Source organism: Haemophilus haemolyticus, assembly GCF_001008275.1.
GTDB classification, from domain to species: domain Bacteria; phylum Pseudomonadota; class Gammaproteobacteria; order Enterobacterales; family Pasteurellaceae; genus Haemophilus; species Haemophilus haemolyticus_P.
In genome coordinates this window covers 1-15752 of the sequence record NZ_LCTH01000029.1, presented here as the reverse complement: position 1 = coordinate 15752, position 15752 = coordinate 1, and the positions used below count along the sequence as shown (strand labels likewise).

The 15752-nt window shown below is 38.4% G+C and carries 16 protein-coding genes and 1 pseudogene; 8 read left to right on the top strand and 9 right to left on the bottom strand.

All coding sequences use genetic code 11. The annotated features are described in order from the left end of the window. Positions 1-13 precede the first annotated feature (13 nt). Positions 14-517: an endonuclease SmrB gene (gene smrB / locus AAX15_RS04120; RefSeq protein ID WP_046939262.1), complete on the bottom strand. Its 504-nt coding sequence runs from the start codon at positions 515-517 to the stop codon at positions 14-16. Positions 518-646: 129 nt separating this feature from the next. Between smrB and prmB the strand changes: the two genes are divergently transcribed. Beyond that, entirely contained in the window at positions 647-1591 is a 945-nt protein-coding gene (gene prmB, locus AAX15_RS04115) for a 50S ribosomal protein L3 N(5)-glutamine methyltransferase (protein ID WP_046939261.1), read from the top strand. Positions 1592-1694: 103 nt separating this feature from the next. Beyond that, positions 1695-2759 (top strand): MFS transporter, encoded by a 1065-nt coding sequence (locus tag AAX15_RS04110; RefSeq protein WP_046939260.1) that lies wholly within the window; start codon positions 1695-1697, stop codon positions 2757-2759. A 54-nt stretch (positions 2760-2813) separates the two neighbouring features. On the opposite strand, the gene cysB is transcribed toward AAX15_RS04110, so the two are convergent. The 7 genes from cysB to AAX15_RS04075 form a co-directional block, all read right to left on the bottom strand. Next, on the bottom strand, positions 2814-3785 hold the full coding sequence (gene cysB / locus AAX15_RS04105; RefSeq protein ID WP_046939259.1) for an HTH-type transcriptional regulator CysB: 972 nt from the start codon (positions 3783-3785) through the stop codon (positions 2814-2816). An 11-nt stretch (positions 3786-3796) separates the two neighbouring features. Further along, positions 3797-4870, bottom strand: coding sequence for a 23S rRNA pseudouridine(2605) synthase RluB (gene rluB / locus AAX15_RS04100; protein WP_046939258.1), 1074 nt, complete (start codon positions 4868-4870; stop codon positions 3797-3799). 47 nt (positions 4871-4917) lie between these two features. After that, positions 4918-5541, bottom strand: a complete 624-nt coding sequence (locus AAX15_RS04095; protein ID WP_046939257.1) for an L-threonylcarbamoyladenylate synthase — start codon at positions 5539-5541, stop codon at positions 4918-4920. Between the two features lie 134 nt (positions 5542-5675). Next, positions 5676-6545, bottom strand: a complete 870-nt coding sequence (gene sucD, locus AAX15_RS04090) for a succinate--CoA ligase subunit alpha (RefSeq protein WP_046939256.1) — start codon at positions 6543-6545, stop codon at positions 5676-5678. After that, entirely contained in the window at positions 6545-7714 is a 1170-nt protein-coding gene (gene sucC, locus AAX15_RS04085) for an ADP-forming succinate--CoA ligase subunit beta (RefSeq protein WP_046939255.1), read from the bottom strand. The genes sucD and sucC overlap by 1 nt, the downstream gene beginning before the upstream one ends. A gap of 35 nt (positions 7715-7749) precedes the next feature. Continuing rightward, positions 7750-8841 (bottom strand): 23S rRNA (cytidine(2498)-2'-O)-methyltransferase RlmM, encoded by a 1092-nt coding sequence (rlmM, locus tag AAX15_RS04080; RefSeq protein ID WP_046939254.1) that lies wholly within the window; start codon positions 8839-8841, stop codon positions 7750-7752. Further along, complete coding sequence (locus tag AAX15_RS04075) at positions 8834-9727, bottom strand: transcriptional regulator GcvA (RefSeq protein WP_046939253.1); 894 nt, start codon at positions 9725-9727, stop codon at positions 8834-8836. The genes rlmM and AAX15_RS04075 overlap by 8 nt, the downstream gene beginning before the upstream one ends. 476 nt (positions 9728-10203) lie before the next feature. Between AAX15_RS04075 and AAX15_RS04070 the strand changes: the two genes are divergently transcribed. The 5 genes and pseudogenes from AAX15_RS04070 (at position 10204) to AAX15_RS04050 (ending at position 14307) form a co-directional block, all read left to right on the top strand. Beyond that, positions 10204-11235 carry a branched-chain amino acid aminotransferase gene (locus AAX15_RS04070; protein ID WP_005646627.1) on the top strand — a complete coding sequence of 344 codons (1032 nt, stop codon included), beginning with the start codon at positions 10204-10206 and terminating at the stop codon, positions 11233-11235. 141 nt (positions 11236-11376) lie between these two features. After that, positions 11377-12036, top strand: a complete 660-nt coding sequence (locus tag AAX15_RS04065) for an amino acid ABC transporter permease (protein WP_046939252.1) — start codon at positions 11377-11379, stop codon at positions 12034-12036. After that, positions 12026-12694: an amino acid ABC transporter permease gene (locus AAX15_RS04060; RefSeq protein ID WP_046939251.1), complete on the top strand. Its 669-nt coding sequence runs from the start codon at positions 12026-12028 to the stop codon at positions 12692-12694. Before AAX15_RS04065 ends, AAX15_RS04060 begins: the two co-directional genes overlap by 11 nt. A gap of 9 nt (positions 12695-12703) precedes the next feature. Continuing rightward, positions 12704-13468 (top strand): amino acid ABC transporter ATP-binding protein, encoded by a 765-nt coding sequence (locus tag AAX15_RS04055; protein ID WP_046939250.1) that lies wholly within the window; start codon positions 12704-12706, stop codon positions 13466-13468. Further along, positions 13452-14307: pseudogene (locus AAX15_RS04050) on the top strand (cysteine ABC transporter substrate-binding protein). Before AAX15_RS04055 ends, AAX15_RS04050 begins: the two are co-directional and overlap by 17 nt. 72 nt (positions 14308-14379) lie before the next feature. Here the strand turns inward: AAX15_RS04050 and AAX15_RS04045 are convergent. Further along, a complete protein-coding gene (locus AAX15_RS04045; RefSeq protein ID WP_046939249.1) occupies positions 14380-14523 on the bottom strand; it encodes a hypothetical protein in 144 nt (47 codons plus the stop codon). Positions 14524-14898: 375 nt separating this feature from the next. Here AAX15_RS04045 and AAX15_RS04040 point away from each other — a divergent pair, with 375 nt between their 5' ends. Beyond that, a complete protein-coding gene (locus AAX15_RS04040; protein ID WP_046939248.1) occupies positions 14899-15654 on the top strand; it encodes a Nif3-like dinuclear metal center hexameric protein in 756 nt (251 codons plus the stop codon). Positions 15655-15752 lie beyond the last annotated feature (98 nt).

Here is a 15752-nt window from a genome sequence, read left to right as displayed (position 1 = left end):
TTTATAACGTTTTTTACAAATCAACCAAAATCAAAATTGCGGCTTCGCCACCCCACTCCCTTGGTGCTTGATGTAATGCCCGAACTTTAGGGTGTTGTACTAGCCAACGTGGAATTTGTTTTTTCAATGTAAAGGTGCCATAGCCCGTCATGATACTGGCACAATCAACATGCTCATTTTCACAAGCCAGTAAAAGTGCGGCTAATTCTTGCTTAGCTTGTTCACGGGTTAAACCGTGTAAATCTAAAAACAATTCTGGCGGAAAATCTCCACGACGAAGTTGTTTTAATAAATGGGAATCTTCCCCATCACGTAAATATTTCACAACACCATCATGCTCATTCAGTAACGGCTCATATTCATCAGAAAAATAGAACAATGTATCTTCTTTAGCTCGTAATTCTTTCAATTCTATTTTTTTCTGATCACGTTTTTGGCGAGGGGCAACAAAAGTATCTTGTTTAATTGGCTTAATGCCTTTGGTTTCCGCACGGAATAAATCAAGTTCGTCTTGCATTTTTTCTCATTAATTTCAAATTTTGCGTATCATATCATAGTTCTACATTCTCATCTGTGGTATAACTACGCCAAATTTTCATACCGAATTTTATGCTAACTTTTCTACTCACTTTTATGGAGAAATGCGATGGAAACCTCACATAACCAAGAATTAGTTGCAACTATCTTGGAAGATAATGTTGTAAACGAACTGCAAACCATCCAAGATTTTCTGCGTTGGACGTATAGCATTCTCAATCGATCTGATATTTACTTCGGGCAAGGGCACGATAATCCTTGGGATGAAAGCCTGCAACTCGTTTTAAGTGGCTTACATTTACCGATTGATTTACCTACCGAATTATTTAACAGTCGATTAACCCCATCTGAAAAAGAAACCTTAGTTCAACTTGTATTAACCCGAATCGAACAACGCGTACCAGTGGCATATTTAACAAATAGTGCTTGGTTCTGCGGTCATGAATTTTATGTCGATGAACGAACTATTATTCCGCGTTCTCCAATTAGTGCTTTAATTCAAGATCGCTTTGAAGATTTAATTTCACAAGAACCAAATCATATTCTCGATCTATGCACAGGCAGTGGCTGTATTGCCATTGCTTGTGCTTATGCTTTCCCGAATGCGGAAGTAGATGCTGTCGATTTATCGGTTGATGCACTTAATGTCGCGGAGATCAATATTTCACGCCATCAATTAGAGCATCGCGTATTCCCGATTCAATCAAACTTATTTGAAAATATTTTGGGACAAAAATACGATCTTATCGTGACCAATCCACCTTATGTGGATGAAGAAGATCTCGCCGATATGCCGGAAGAATTCCATTTTGAACCAGAGTTAGCCTTAGGTTCTGGCCATGATGGCTTAAACATTACCAAACAAATTTTGAAACAAGCGCCAGATTACTTAACCGAAAATGGCGTATTAGTGTGTGAAGTGGGCAATAGCATGGTGAGCTTAATTGAGCAATATCCAGATGTACCATTTGAATGGGTAGAACTTAAGAATGGCGGATTAGGCGTATTTGCTATTCAGCGTAAAGATTTAGTGAAATATCACGATCTGTTTTAATCTTTCAAGTGCGGTAAAATTTTAGTATCAATTTCAACCGCACTTGTAAAACTCATGGCGCGCGTTATTCAACGCATGCTTTTCTTTTTTATCATTTGACTCTATGAATTTACAAAAACTTTTACTTACTCGGCGTTTCTTTTCCACCCTTACATTTTTTTCTGTGCAAACGGTATTTCTGATTTATCTACAAAGTAAAGGATTGAGCAACAGCGAAATCGCCTTTTCCTTATCACTGCTCTTTTTCTCAAACCAAGCCCTTTCCATTCTTGCTGGTATTTGGGGCGATCGTTATGGTTTAGCCAAAATGATGTTGCTCGGCTGTTTTTTAGATGTAATAGCTTATGTTTTCTTTCTCGCGGCAGATAATTATTTATTACTCCTTATTGCGACCACTTGTTTTGGTTTAGGTAGTTGCTTATTTGGAACCAACGCCAAAGCCTGCTTACTTGTGCTGGCTGGGAATGAATACAAAGAAAAAACGCGCTTGCAAGGGAAATACCTAAAAGTGACATCCATGTCATCCATGTTTGCGCCACTTTTAGTCATCCCATTTATTAAATACGAACATATCGACTTGCTCATTTGGGTCTGTTTTTCAATGGAAGCCGTATTATTCGCCTTAATGGTGAAGCCTTTCTATCAAATTCAAACCTTACAAACGTTGGTAAAATTTCGCTTTACACAAATCAAAGAAATTATTACAAAAGAATTTCTCATGGTGCATTTAATGCTATTTTTACCTCTTGCCATTGCGAGCTCTTTCTTTGTCATTTTTCCTTTTTTATTTAACAATAAACTTGGCATGCCTGAACATTCACCGATAGCGTTATTTGGCAATGGCTTACTCACCGTGCTATTACAAAGCTATTTTTCCCGAAAAATTAATTTAACAATCAAACAAGCAGCATGGGTTGCCCCTCTGTTAGCTATTGGAATTATCGTACCTTGGTTTATCACCTTACGTTATCTTTCCGTATTTTCTGCCTATGCCTATCTCATCATTTTTACCGTCATTGAAGTGTACGCCCTCACGGCAATGGCAAACTTATTAGTGAAATTTGATAATGGCAATAATCGTGGTTTTATTTTCGGCACATCAAGATTATTACTTTCTATCGCGACAATCGGTGTGATGAACCTTGTTCCAGTTCTATTTTTAGTATAAAAAAGTGAGGTTGAAATTCTTATTAAATTTCAATCGCACTTCATTTATACATTGTTATCTTGTTTCCAATTCAATGCCTTCAAATAATTTTTTCACTGAACTGTTATCACGCAAGCGTTCTGCTTTTTCCACGACACTACGAGTTAAGTGCGGTGAAAAATATTCCATAAAATCGTACATATAATTACGTAAGAACGTGCTATGTTTAAATGCAATATTCGTCATACTCGGGCGGAACAAATGACTGGCATCAATCGCCACAAGATCCGTATCTGACGGTGTATGAGCCATAGATGCCATAATGCCCACCCCTAAGCCTAAGCGTACATAAGTCTTAATGATATCGGCATCGGTAGCAGTAAAGACTATATTCGGCAAAATTCCTGCGCTATTAAATGCGTAATCTAAATCAGAAACACCTGTAAAACCAAACGTGTAGGTCACAAGCGGATATTTACCTAATTCCTCGATCGTCAGTTCTTTCACTTTGACAAGCGGATGCTCGGGCGTAATAATCACTGCGCGATTCCACCAATAGCATGGAATCTGAACCAAATCATCAAATAAATAAGGCGCTTCGGTAGTAATCGCCAAATCCACTTCACCCGACATTAATGCATCATGAATCTGTGTTGGCGAACCTTGGTGAATATGCAAACTTACATCAGGATATTTTTTAGAAAAACGTTCAATCACGCTTGGCAGCATATAACGTGCCTGAGTATTTGTCGTCGCAATACGTAATACACCGTGATTCGGCTGAGTATATTCATCGGCAACGGCACGGATACCTTGCGCTTTAACAAGTAACTCGCGTGCAATCGAAATAATCTTTTTCCCTGCTGGCGTAATTGATTTTATATGCTTGCCATGACGTTCAAAAATTTCTAGACCTAATTCATCTTCCAGCAACCTCACTTGCTTACTAATTCCAGGCTGTGATGTATAAAGCGCATTAGCCGCTTCAGTTACATTTAAATTATGGTTAGCAATTTCAACAATATACCGCAGTTGCTGCATTTTCATAAAAAAAGTCCTTATTTTTTATAACGTTTGCTCAGTTCAGAATAACGTTTTACCGCTTTACGAATTTGTCCTGATTTTGGACGACGACGTGGCTGTGTAACATCTAATTTTGTTTCAGTCTCAGCCGGTAATCCCACAAGTTCACGCAAGTAATTGACGTTTTCAAGATCCATTTCTTCCCAACCACCACGAGGTAAACCTTTCATCAGTTTGATATTGCCGTAACGAATACGAATCAGACGGCTGACTTGAATTCCTTGGGATTCCCACAAACGGCGGACCTCACGGTTACGTCCTTCCATCAAGGTTACGTCATACCATTGGTTGATACCCACACCGCCTGTAAATTTAATTTCTTTAAAGTTGGCTGGGCCATCTTCAAGCTGAACTCCCTTGCGTAAACGCGCTAACATTGCATCATCAACTTGACCAAATACACGCACCGAATATTCACGCTCAACTTCACGACTTGGGTGCATTAAGCGATTTGCCAGCTCACCATCAGTAGTGAAAAGCAACAAACCCGATGTATTAATATCTAAACGCCCCACTGCAATCCAGCGAGAGCCTGTTAAACGTGGCAAACGATCAAACACTGTCGCACGCCCTTCAGGATCGCTACGAGTACAAAGTTCGCCTTCAGGTTTGTAATACATTAACACGCGGCAAATTTCTTTTTGTGCCTGACTAAGATTAATGATTTGACCATCAATACGCACTTTTACACCAGAATGTACGTCAATACGATCGCCTAAAGTCGCAATTTTACCCTCTACACTCACTCGGCCGGCGGCAATCATCGATTCAATTTCACGACGAGAGCCTTGTCCAGCACGCGCTAAAACTTTCTGTAATTTTTCGCCCTCTACTTTAGGCTGATTTGAGGCTTTTAAAACAGGTTTCGCTTTTGGCTTAGCTAAAAATTTGTTGTCATAATTAACCGCACTTTTTTTCGTATTTGCTGTTTCTACGCGAGCAGTACGAGACACTGAACGTCTATCATTTTTAGCTGAAAAATCACTTTTCTTTGCTGAATCTTTGGAAAAGTGCGGTTGTCTTTGAGTTTGTTTTTGACTAGGTTTCATTGTTTTCCTTAAATAATGGAAAGGTCGCTTTCACAAGCGTCTATAAGTTAAATAAAAGGAGAAGTACTTCCACTTCCTTCGCGCAAAATCACTGGTGATTCTTCCGTTAAATCCACCACTGTTGTAGGCTCTTGCCCTAAATATCCACCATGAATAATTAAATCGACTTGGTGCTCCAAACGATCTCGAATTTCCTCAGGATCAGATTGCGTGGTATGTTCTTCACCTGGCAACATTAACGAACAAGATAAAATCGGCTCACCTAAGGCTGAAAGTAAATCTAAAGCGATTTTATTATCTGGTACGCGTAAACCAATGGTTTTACGTTTTGATGTCATTAAACGACGCGGTAATTCTTTCGTTGCAGTAAGAATAAAAGTATAACGCCCTGGCGTATTATTCTTAATCAAACGATACGCAGTATTGCTCACCGTTGCGTAAGTTGAAAGTTCCGACAAATCACTACACACCAACGTAAAATTATGTCCTTCAGGCAATTTACGAATTGCTACAATGCGATCCATAGCATGTTTATCGCCCATCATACAGCCTAAGGCATATCCCGAATCCGTCGGATACACAATCACACCGCCTTTTTGTAAAATCTCTACGGCTTGATTAATCAAGCGCGCTTGTGGATTTTCAGGGTGGATATAAAAAAATTGGCTCATCTGTTTCTTCCTTAAAAAGTGTGCGCTGATTATAGCAGTTTTGCGCTCACTTTATAATGGCGAGCATATAAAAATAAAGGCGTAGAGAGTCAATCTACGCCTTGTCAAACTAAAGTGCGGTTAATTTTTTGAAATTATTTTAATACCTTTTTCAAGGCTGCACCAATTTCAGCGAGACTTTTTACACAGGTCACACCTGCGGCCTCAAGCGCTGCTATTTTTTCTGCGGCAGTACCTTTTCCGCCACTAATAATGGCACCAGCATGTCCCATCCGTTTACCTTTTGGCGCAGTGATACCCGCAATATAGGCAACCACGGGTTTAGTGACCTTATCTTTAATGAAGGTTGCCGCTTCTTCCTCTGCGGAACCGCCGATCTCGCCAATCATCACAATGGCTTCTGTTTCAGGATCTTGTTGAAATCTTTCAAGAATATCAATAAAACTAGAACCTGGAATAGGATCTCCACCGATACCCACACAAGTAGATTGTCCAAAGCCCTCATCTGTAGTTTGTTTTACCGCTTCATACGTTAAAGTACCAGAACGAGAAACAATCCCCACTTTACCTTTTTTATGTATGTGTCCCGGCATGATGCCGATTTTACATTCATCAGGCGTAATCACACCCGGGCAATTTGGCCCAATCATCACAACGCCTGTTTCATTTAATTTTTGTTTCACCTTAAGTATATCCAATGTAGGGATGCCCTCAGTAATGCAGACAATTAACTTAATCCCTGCATCAATGGCTTCAATTATCGCATCTTTACAAAATGGTGCTGGCACATAAATGACCGTCGCTGTTGCCGCCGTATTTTCGACAGCTTCACGAACTGTATTAAATACAGGCAAACCAAGATGGGTAGTTCCACCTTTATTTGGTGATACGCCACCAACTAATTGCGTTCCGTAGGCTAATGCTTGTTCAGAATGAAAAGTCCCTTGTCCACCAGTAAAACCTTGGCAAATCACTTTGGTATTTTTATCAATTAAAATCGCCATTAGTGTTCTCCTTTTGCTGCATTCACGGCTAATTCTGCGGCTTGTTGTAAACTGTGTGCGGTAAGAATATTAACGTCGCTTTCCGCTAAAATTTGGCGACCGATTTCAGCATTCGTTCCTTCTAATCGCACAACCACAGGCACTCTCACGCCCACTTCATTTACAGCAGCAATCACGCCTTCAGCAATCAAATCACAACGAACAATGCCACCAAAAATATTCACTAAAATCACCTTCACGGAAGGATCAGTTAAAATGATTTTGAACGCTTCAGCAACCCGCTCTTTTGTTGCACCACCACCCACATCAAGAAAATTCGCAGGCTTCCCACCATAGAGTTTCACAATATCCATGGTGCCCATTGCAAGCCCTGCCCCGTTTACCATACAACCAATGTCGCCCTCTAAAGCCACATAGTTTAACTGGAATTTTTCAGCTTCTGCTTCACGGGCATCATTTTGAGTTAAATCTTGCAGTGCTAAGAGATCTTTATGACGGAATAAAGCATTATCATCAACAGATATTTTGGCATCGAGACAAACCAAATTGCCTTGTTTAGTTAGAACAAGCGGATTGACTTCCACTAAAGATAAATCTTTTTCTAGAAACAATCGAGATAATCCCATAAAGATATCGGTAAACTGTTTGTTTTGCGTACCACTTAACCCTAATTTAAACCCTAATTCACGGCCTTGATAAGGCAATCCTCCAAATAAAGGATCAATGGTGACTTTGTGGAGTAAGTGCGGTGAATTTTGCGCGACTTCTTCAATATTCATTCCACCAGCAGGAGAAGCAATAAACATAACTTTTTGAGAGGCGCGATCAACAACCGCACTTAAGTAAAATTCTTTATCAATATCGCAAGTTTCTTCAAAATAAATCTGGTTTACTGGCTGACCCAATTTATCCGTTTGAAAAGTGACTAAACGTTGTCCTAGCCATTTTTCTGTAAAAGCTCTTGCTTCCTCTACATCGCGCACTAATTTAACGCCACCTGCTTTACCACGCCCACCCGCATGAACTTGGCATTTCGCCGCCAACTTATCGCCTGAAAGTTGAGCCAGTACCAAATCTACCTCATCAACAGATTGACAGACCGCCCCATTTTTTACGGGTAGTCCATAATGCTCAAATAGTTGTTTTGCTTGGTATTCGTGTAAATTCATTCGCGACGTCCTTTTTGGTTATGAAAACAATTCACTCAAGATTTTAATGCTATATGAACCGTGATTTCTTCACGATCGTGATATAAATGCTTTGCTTGAATATCAAAATTCAAATTCTGCTCAGCCAACATAACAGCTAAGTTTTCTAAACATAATATCACTTCTTGATAACGTTTTTTCATGGGTAATTTTAAATTGAAGATCGTTTCTCGGCACCAACCATTCAACAACCATTTACCAATCAATAACGAAATACGACTTGGTTGTTCCACCATATCACAGACTAACCAATCCACTTTTTTCCTTTTGGGAGGCTGAAATTTAAAACCATCTTCCGCGCAATGTTCAATGCGCCCCGTATCATGCAAACTCGCCGCCATTTTTCCGTGATCAACAGCATAAACAAATAAACCGCGTTTGACTAATTGATACGTCCAACCGCCAGGACAAGCCCCTAAATCAACGCCAATCATATTTTCATTTAAACGTTTATTCTCTTCTTTACGCGGAATAAAAGTCAAAATAGCTTCTTCTAGTTTTAACGTGGAGCGACTCGGCGCATCTGCCGGAAATTTTAAACGAGGGATTCCCATAAAATGGGGGGAATGATTATCCACATAAGAATATCCCACATAGCAGCAATTCGGTTTTACAAAAAAACAATGTAAAAATTGACCGCTCTTTTGACTCGCCTTTGCCGAAAGCCAACCTTGTTTTTTCAATGCCTGACGTAAAGGCACGGTAAATTTACGACAAAAAGTGGAAAGCTCTTTCGCTTCATTTGTGTCTGCAGTTTCGACAAAAAGCTCGCTAGATTGAGCAAAATTAACTTGTTGTGATAATTCTTCAAACGCCGCCACGATGGGGCTAATACGATCAGCAGGATCTAAATCCTCCAATAAATCGGAAATAACTATCATCTGACGAGCAAAAATCAAACGGTTAAAAGGAATGTCTCGAGCAAGGCGATCTGCCTCATCAGGTTGATAACATTCAAAAATGACATAGCCCGAATTATCTTGTACTCGTGCAAAGCCAAATACACCTAAATTGCTTGCTTGAGCGGTGATCTCTGCGGCGACTTCTTTCTCAAAACCTGGACGACAATATAATGCGAGTTTATTCATTTTCTTCTTGTTTAATTGAGTTAATAATCCACTGACGAAATGCTTGAATTTTTTGATCATCTAGGCGATCAAGATGATTGACCACATAAAATGATTTTGGATCAGGTAAATTGGTTGGCAATATCACTTTTAATGAGCCATTTTCAATTTCTTGCAAGGCTAATAAGCGATTAGCTAATACAATGCCTTGCCCATGAATAGCGGCCTGTAATGCCATAAATGTATGGCTAAATAACGGCCCTTGCTGAATATTTAAATCATCTAACTGTAAATGATTTGCCATCGCTTGCCAATTATCACGTGTATGAATGTGAATTAATGTGTGTTTTTTTAAATCTTCAGGCTGAATAATTGGATTTTCCGCTAACAATTCGGGCGAGGCTAAAATCAATAAATTTTCTTCACCAAGACGATCAACTTGTAGATTCTGCCAATTACCCAAACCATAATAAATAGCAAGATCAATTTCTTTATTTAACAAGCCTTCATCTTGATCCACACCTGTTAAACGAACCTCAATTTGCGGATAAAGCTGATTAAATTCACTTAAATGTGGCACGAGCCATTGAATACCAAAAGTTTGTGGTACGCTAATATTTAAATGCGGATCCGTTTTTAACGTTAATAATCGTTCTGTTGCTTCATTTAAACGACGTAGAATTTTATTAATATCAACAAAATATGCTTTTCCAAGCTCTGTTAATTCTAAAGAACGATTCTTTCGCTTAAATAATCCAATTCCTAAGAATTCTTCTAATAATTTAATTTGGTGACTAACTGCCGCTTGTGTGACACAAAGCTCATCTGCAGCTTTAGTAAAACTTAAATGGCGAGCAGCCGACTCAAAAGATTTTAGCGAATTCAATGGTGGCAAACGTTTATACATAAGTATTTCCATTCATAAAATTTTTGTCTATAATAGACAAGATTTAATTCGGATTAGTTTTTCTAATACTTCAAATAAAAAAACGTCATTTGTCCTTTCCAACCCTTTTTCCTTACAATACAACCATACTTAATGATTGGTAATTCCTTACTAGTTAATGAGTTTCGGACTTAAGTATGATGTTGTGTTTGCATATAGTTCGGGTAACCGAACTTGAGTAACAAATATGTTACTCATTTACTTCCTGTATATTATTAAACCGATTTGGTTAAACGCTGCTCTCATTGAGTGGCGTTTTTTTCATCCCGATTTTAGCATAACTATATCTTTATTTCCTGCCCTGTTTCCAAAATTTCCTTATTCCTTTTTAATTGGCTAAAAATTGCATAATTTCGAGAATTTATTATTTAAATCACTTCCGGAATGGTGTAGATTAAACAACATTTCATTCAAAAAAATAATATTAAGGAAGTAAAATGAAAGATTTAGACTGGAATAACCTTGGTTTTAGTTATATTAAAACAGATTACCGTTTCATTGCTCACTGGAAAGATGGTAAATGGGACGAAGGCAAACTCACCACAGACAATACCTTACATATTCACGAAGGTTCTACCGCACTTCACTACGGTCAACAATGCTTTGAAGGCTTAAAAGCTTACCGTTGCAAAGACGGTTCAATCAACTTATTCCGTCCACAAGAAAATGCAAAGCGCATGCAACATACTTCAGATCGTTTACTCATGCCACAAGTTCCCACTGAATTATTTATCCGTGCATGTAAAGAAGTGGTGAAAGCGAACGAAGAATGGGTCGGCCCTTACGGCTCTGGTGCAACCCTATATTTACGTCCATTCTTAATTGGTGTGGGTGAAAACATCGGTGTAAAAGCTGCGCCAGAATTTATTTTCTCTGTATTCTGCTGCCCAGTTGGTGCCTATTTCAAAGGTGGTTTGACACCATCTAACTTTATTACCACCGAATACGATCGTGCTGCACCTATGGGAACAGGTGGCGTAAAAGTGGGGGGTAACTACGCTGCAAGCCTTCTGCCACATGTATTAGCGGCAGAACAAGGTACGCCAGAACGTAAATTCGCTGATGCCATTTATTTAGATCCAAAAACTCACACTAAAATTGAAGAAGTCGGTGCGGCAAACTTCTTTGGGATCACAAAAGACAATAAATTCATCACACCAAAATCAGAATCTATTTTACCAAGTATCACCAAATACTCTCTTTTACATATCGCAAAAGAGCGTTTAGGTATGGAAGCAATTGAAGGCGATGTTTATATCGATCAGCTAGATCAATTTGCTGAAGCGGGTGCCTGTGGTACTGCAGCGGTCATTTCACCCGTTGGCGGAATCCAACATAAAGGCAAATTCCATGTGTTCTATTCTGAAACTGAAGTTGGCCCAGTAACACGTCGCCTTTATGAAGAACTCACAGGCATCCAATTCGGTGATATCGAAGCACCTGAAGGCTGGATTGTGAAAGTAGAATAATAAATAAATGCGGTGAATTTTCACCGCATTTTCTTTTTTCATCTTATTCCATTTTGCTATAAATCATTCGTTTCAATTCTTTTTCAACATAAAAAATCTCTTTTATTATCTTTTTACAGACAATGCTTTCATAAAAAGAAAATGAACTGGGATTATATCATTAACGTTTTTCCGCGATTTGTAGATGCAACATTAATGACACTTGCTCTCTCCTTTTGGGGAATCTTACTTTCGCTGATTATCGGCACAATTTGTGCAGTGATAAGTATTTACCAAGTGAAATCATTAAATTGGCTAGTTAAAAGCTACATTGAGCTTTCTCGTAATACCCCACTTTTAATTCAAGTGTTTTTCCTTTATTTCGGCTTATCTAAAGTTGGCATTAAATTAGATGGATTCACTTGTGGTGTAATTGGATTAGCTTTTTTAGGTGGGAGCTATATGGCTGAGGCCATTCGCGGGGGATTAGAAGCAGTCTCAAAAGGGCAAATAGAATCTGCACTCAGCATCGGTTTAACACCTTTTCAAGCTTTCCGCTATGTGATTTTACCTCAAGCCTTTGCCATTTCTATACCAGCTATTGGAGCAAACTGTTTATTTTTAATGAAAGAAACCTCCGTTATCAGCGCAGTTGCTGTCGCAGAATTAATGTTTATTGCAAAAGAAATCATTGGTATGGATTACAAAACAAATGAGTCCTTATTTTTATTGGTTATATTTTATCTAATTATTTTATTACCGATGTCAATTTTGATTCGCTATTTAGAAAAACGTACTCGGAGAGCAAAATATGGGGCTTGAATTATTATTCCAAGGTAACCAATTAAACCGCTTACTCCATGGGCTTTGGATTACCGCTGAAATTGCATTTATTTCAGTATTTTTTGCTTGCTTCTTCGGGATTATTTTAGGCGTACTGATGACAAGTAAAAATAATATTATCAAAGCAATTACAGGCATTTATCTTGAATTTGTACGCCTTATTCCATTATTAGTGTTGTTGTTTCTTGCCTATTTTGGATTAGCAAAATGGTTTGATATCCATTTAGATAGTGTCACCGTCTGTATTCTTGTCTTTATTTTTTGGGGAACTGCAGAAATGGGGGATCTCGTGCGTGGTGCGCTCACCTCCATTGAAAAGCACCAAATTGAATCGGCTTACGCCCTAGGCTTAACGCCCTTGAAAACCTTCATTTATATCTTACTTCCTCAAAGCCTAAAACGAGTGACACCAAGCATGATTAACTTATTCACACGTATGATAAAAACCAGTTCACTTGCCATGTTAATTGGTGTGGTTGAAGTTATCAAAGTTGGCCAACAAATTATTGAACATTCTCTTTTCACTAATCAATCCGCTGCTCTTTGGATATACGGTGTAATTTTCTGTTTATATTTTGTAATTTGTTATCCACTTTCATTATTTTCTCGCTATTTAGAAGCGCGTTGGGAAAATTAAGGAACCAAAATGGCATTACTAGAAATCAAAAATCTTGTTAAAAATTATGGCGACGTAGAAGCATTAAAAGGAATAAGTCTTTCTGTCGAAAAAGGGGAAGTTGTCGTAATTTTAGGGCCATCTGGCTGTGGGAAAAGCACTTTTCTACGCACACTAAATGGCTTAGAACCAATAAAGAGCGGTCAATTATTACTGCAAAATGCAGGCATACTTGGCAAAGACATCAGTTGGGTAAAAGCGCGCCAACGTATTGGTATGGTGTTTCAAAGTTATGAATTATTTGCTCATTTATCGGTGATCGACAACATTCTACTTGGACCATTAAAAGTACAAAAACGCGATCGTGCTGAAGCAGAAAAACAAGCAGATGAATTACTCAAACGAGTGGGATTATATGAGCGTAAAAATGCCTATCCACGCGAGCTTTCAGGTGGGCAAAAGCAACGCATAGCCATTGTGCGCACCCTATGTATGAATCCTGAAATTATTCTATTTGATGAAGTGACCGCTGCATTGGATCCAGAAATGGTACGCGAAGTACTCGATGTTATTTTAGGTCTAGCCAAAGATGGCATGACAATGTTGATTGTGACACATGAAATGAATTTTGCACGTCAAGTCGCACATCGCATTGTATTTATGGATAAAGGTCAAATTATCGAACAAGCCAAGCCTGAAGATTTCTTCACGAATCCGACCACGGATCGGGCGAAAACATTCTTAAACATCTTAAACTATGAACCAAGAGGGACAAACTATGAAGAAAACATTTAAAAAATTAACCACACTTTTTGCCACGGCAGCACTTGCTTTTGGATTATCGGCCTGTAACGATAAAGAACAGGTCAAAGAAACGAAACAAGCTTCTGCAATTGAACAAATCAAACAAGCAGGCAAAGTACGCATTGGCGTATTCAGTGATAAACCGCCATTTGGCTATGTAGATGCCCAAGGAAAAAGCCAAGGTTTTGATGTGGAAATCGGTAAAGCGATTACGAAGGATCTATTAGGCGATGAAAATAAAGTGGAATTTGTGCTTGTAGATGCGGCAAACCGCGCCGAATATTTACTTTCCAAAAAAGTAGACATTATTCTAGCAAATTTTACTGTCACCGCAGCACGTAAAGAAGTGGTCGATTTTGCTAACCCTTATATGAAAGTTGCACTTGGCGTGGTGTCTAAAAATGGTGAAGTCATCACAAACCTTGAACAATTAAAAGATAAAACCCTGATTGTGGATAAAGGGACTACCGCTGATATTTTCTTTACCAAAAATTACCCCAACATAAAATTACTTAAATTTGAACAAAATACCGAAACCTTTGAAGCATTACGTGACGGACGTGGTGATGCACTTTCTAATGACAATACCTTCTTATTTGCTTGGGCAAAACAAAATCCAGGCTACACAGTAGGCGTAAAAAGTTTTGGCGATCAAGATGTTATTGCCCCTGCAGTACGCAAAGATGCGCCAGATTTACTCAATTGGTTAAATACTGAAATTGTGAAACTTTCTAAAGAAGGCGTAATTAAAACAAGCCTATGAAAAAACATTATTGCCTGTTTATGGTGATAGCGTCAGCGAAAGCGATATTGCGGTTCAATATAAATAATAAATGTGGATAAAAAGGTGCTGGGAAACCAGCACTTTCTTGAATAGAAATTAGACTAAAATCTACCAAACTTTATGGGTTCAATCCCCATTGGCGAGCATCTTTATCAAATTTAACACCTGAATGAGAGCCTTCTGCGCCGTTAAAATACACATCCTTATTTGCGCAAGCTGAAATAATCAACGAGCCTGCGATAATCAATAACCATTTTTTCATAAGTAAACCTTTTTGCTAAATTAAAAAACCTGTGAATTGTAGCACAACGACGCCACATCCCAACAAAATATTTTGCTTTCCTTGCCATCATTAACCCCTCTCACCAAAGCCAAGCTCCCCTTCTTTACTGATAAATTTGACTTATTGAACTATTAAAAAACGTAAGAAATTTAAACTGCACTTTAAGTAAAATAAAAATTTCTTATTTCCCCTTGATCGATATAAATTTGTGTATATAATGAATTCTGTTTTAGATACTAGATAGTAATTTAATAGTAATGAAACTTGGCTAGTGCATTCCCCCACTCCTTCGCACTAGCCATTTTTTTTGGAATTTTGTACCATATCTCAACTTTTTCCAATCAACGATCCATTATGAATAATCTCAAACTTGAACAACTCATTAATCAAAAACTTTCTTCCGATAAAATCAATGACTATGCGCCCAACGGCTTACAAGTCGAAGGTAAAACAGAAATCAAAAAAATCATTACTGGCGTAACGGCAAGTCAAGCTCTAATTGATTACGCAATCAGCCAAAATGCTGATGCGATTTTGGTTCATCATGGCTATTTTTGGAAAAGTGAAAACCCTTGTATTCGAGGAATGAAAGGCAAGCGAATTAAAGCGCTTTTAGTGAACGACATTAATTTATATGGCTATCATTTGCCATTAGATGTGCACCCAGAATTAGGCAACAATGCACAATTAGCCAAACTGCTAGACATTGAAAATTTACAACCATTAGAAAAAGGTGCTGTGAGTATTCCTGTTTGGGGCGAATTAAAAGAACCGATGACAGGTGAAGACTTTGCAGAAAAAATAGAAAAAGTGTTAAATCGAAAACCGTTAATTTGCATTGAAAACGGACCACACTTAATCCGAAAAATTGGTATCTGCACTGGTGGCGGACAAGGTTATATTGATCTTGCTGCAGAACAAGGCTGCGATGCATTTATTACTGGTGAAGTATCAGAACAAACAATTCATTCTGCCCGTGAGCAAGGATTACATTTCTTCTCTGCAGGTCATCACGCAACTGAACGATATGGCATCAAGGCATTAGGTGAATGGTTGGCGAAAGAATATGGCTTTGATGTAGAATTTAAAGATATAGATAATCCAGCGTAAAATATAAAAGTGCGGTAAAAATATTTCTTTTTTAACCGCACTTTTATCTTCTGAAATTATCGTTTAAACATTCCGCCTAAACCGCCAAGGCCACCTAA

Bases quoted from the DNA above. Each gene is read 5' to 3' on its own strand.
- smrB (WP_046939262.1), bottom strand. From the start codon at position 517: ATGCAAGACGAACTTGATTTATTCCGTGCGGAAACCAAAGGCATTAAG.
- prmB (WP_046939261.1), top strand. From the start codon at position 647: ATGGAAACCTCACATAACCAAGAATTAGTTGCAACTATCTTGGAAGAT.
- AAX15_RS04110 (WP_046939260.1), top strand. From the start codon at position 1,695: ATGAATTTACAAAAACTTTTACTTACTCGGCGTTTCTTTTCCACCCTT.
- cysB (WP_046939259.1), bottom strand. From the start codon at position 3,785: ATGAAAATGCAGCAACTGCGGTATATTGTTGAAATTGCTAACCATAAT.
- rluB (WP_046939258.1), bottom strand. From the start codon at position 4,870: ATGAAACCTAGTCAAAAACAAACTCAAAGACAACCGCACTTTTCCAAA.
- AAX15_RS04095 (WP_046939257.1), bottom strand. From the start codon at position 5,541: ATGAGCCAATTTTTTTATATCCACCCTGAAAATCCACAAGCGCGCTTG.
- sucD (WP_046939256.1), bottom strand. From the start codon at position 6,545: ATGGCGATTTTAATTGATAAAAATACCAAAGTGATTTGCCAAGGTTTT.
- sucC (WP_046939255.1), bottom strand. From the start codon at position 7,714: ATGAATTTACACGAATACCAAGCAAAACAACTATTTGAGCATTATGGA.
- rlmM (WP_046939254.1), bottom strand. From the start codon at position 8,841: ATGAATAAACTCGCATTATATTGTCGTCCAGGTTTTGAGAAAGAAGTC.
- AAX15_RS04075 (WP_046939253.1), bottom strand. From the start codon at position 9,727: ATGTATAAACGTTTGCCACCATTGAATTCGCTAAAATCTTTTGAGTCG.
- AAX15_RS04070 (WP_005646627.1), top strand. From the start codon at position 10,204: ATGAAAGATTTAGACTGGAATAACCTTGGTTTTAGTTATATTAAAACA.
- AAX15_RS04065 (WP_046939252.1), top strand. From the start codon at position 11,377: ATGAACTGGGATTATATCATTAACGTTTTTCCGCGATTTGTAGATGCA.
- AAX15_RS04060 (WP_046939251.1), top strand. From the start codon at position 12,026: ATGGGGCTTGAATTATTATTCCAAGGTAACCAATTAAACCGCTTACTC.
- AAX15_RS04055 (WP_046939250.1), top strand. From the start codon at position 12,704: ATGGCATTACTAGAAATCAAAAATCTTGTTAAAAATTATGGCGACGTA.
- AAX15_RS04045 (WP_046939249.1), bottom strand. From the start codon at position 14,523: ATGAAAAAATGGTTATTGATTATCGCAGGCTCGTTGATTATTTCAGCT.
- AAX15_RS04040 (WP_046939248.1), top strand. From the start codon at position 14,899: ATGAATAATCTCAAACTTGAACAACTCATTAATCAAAAACTTTCTTCC.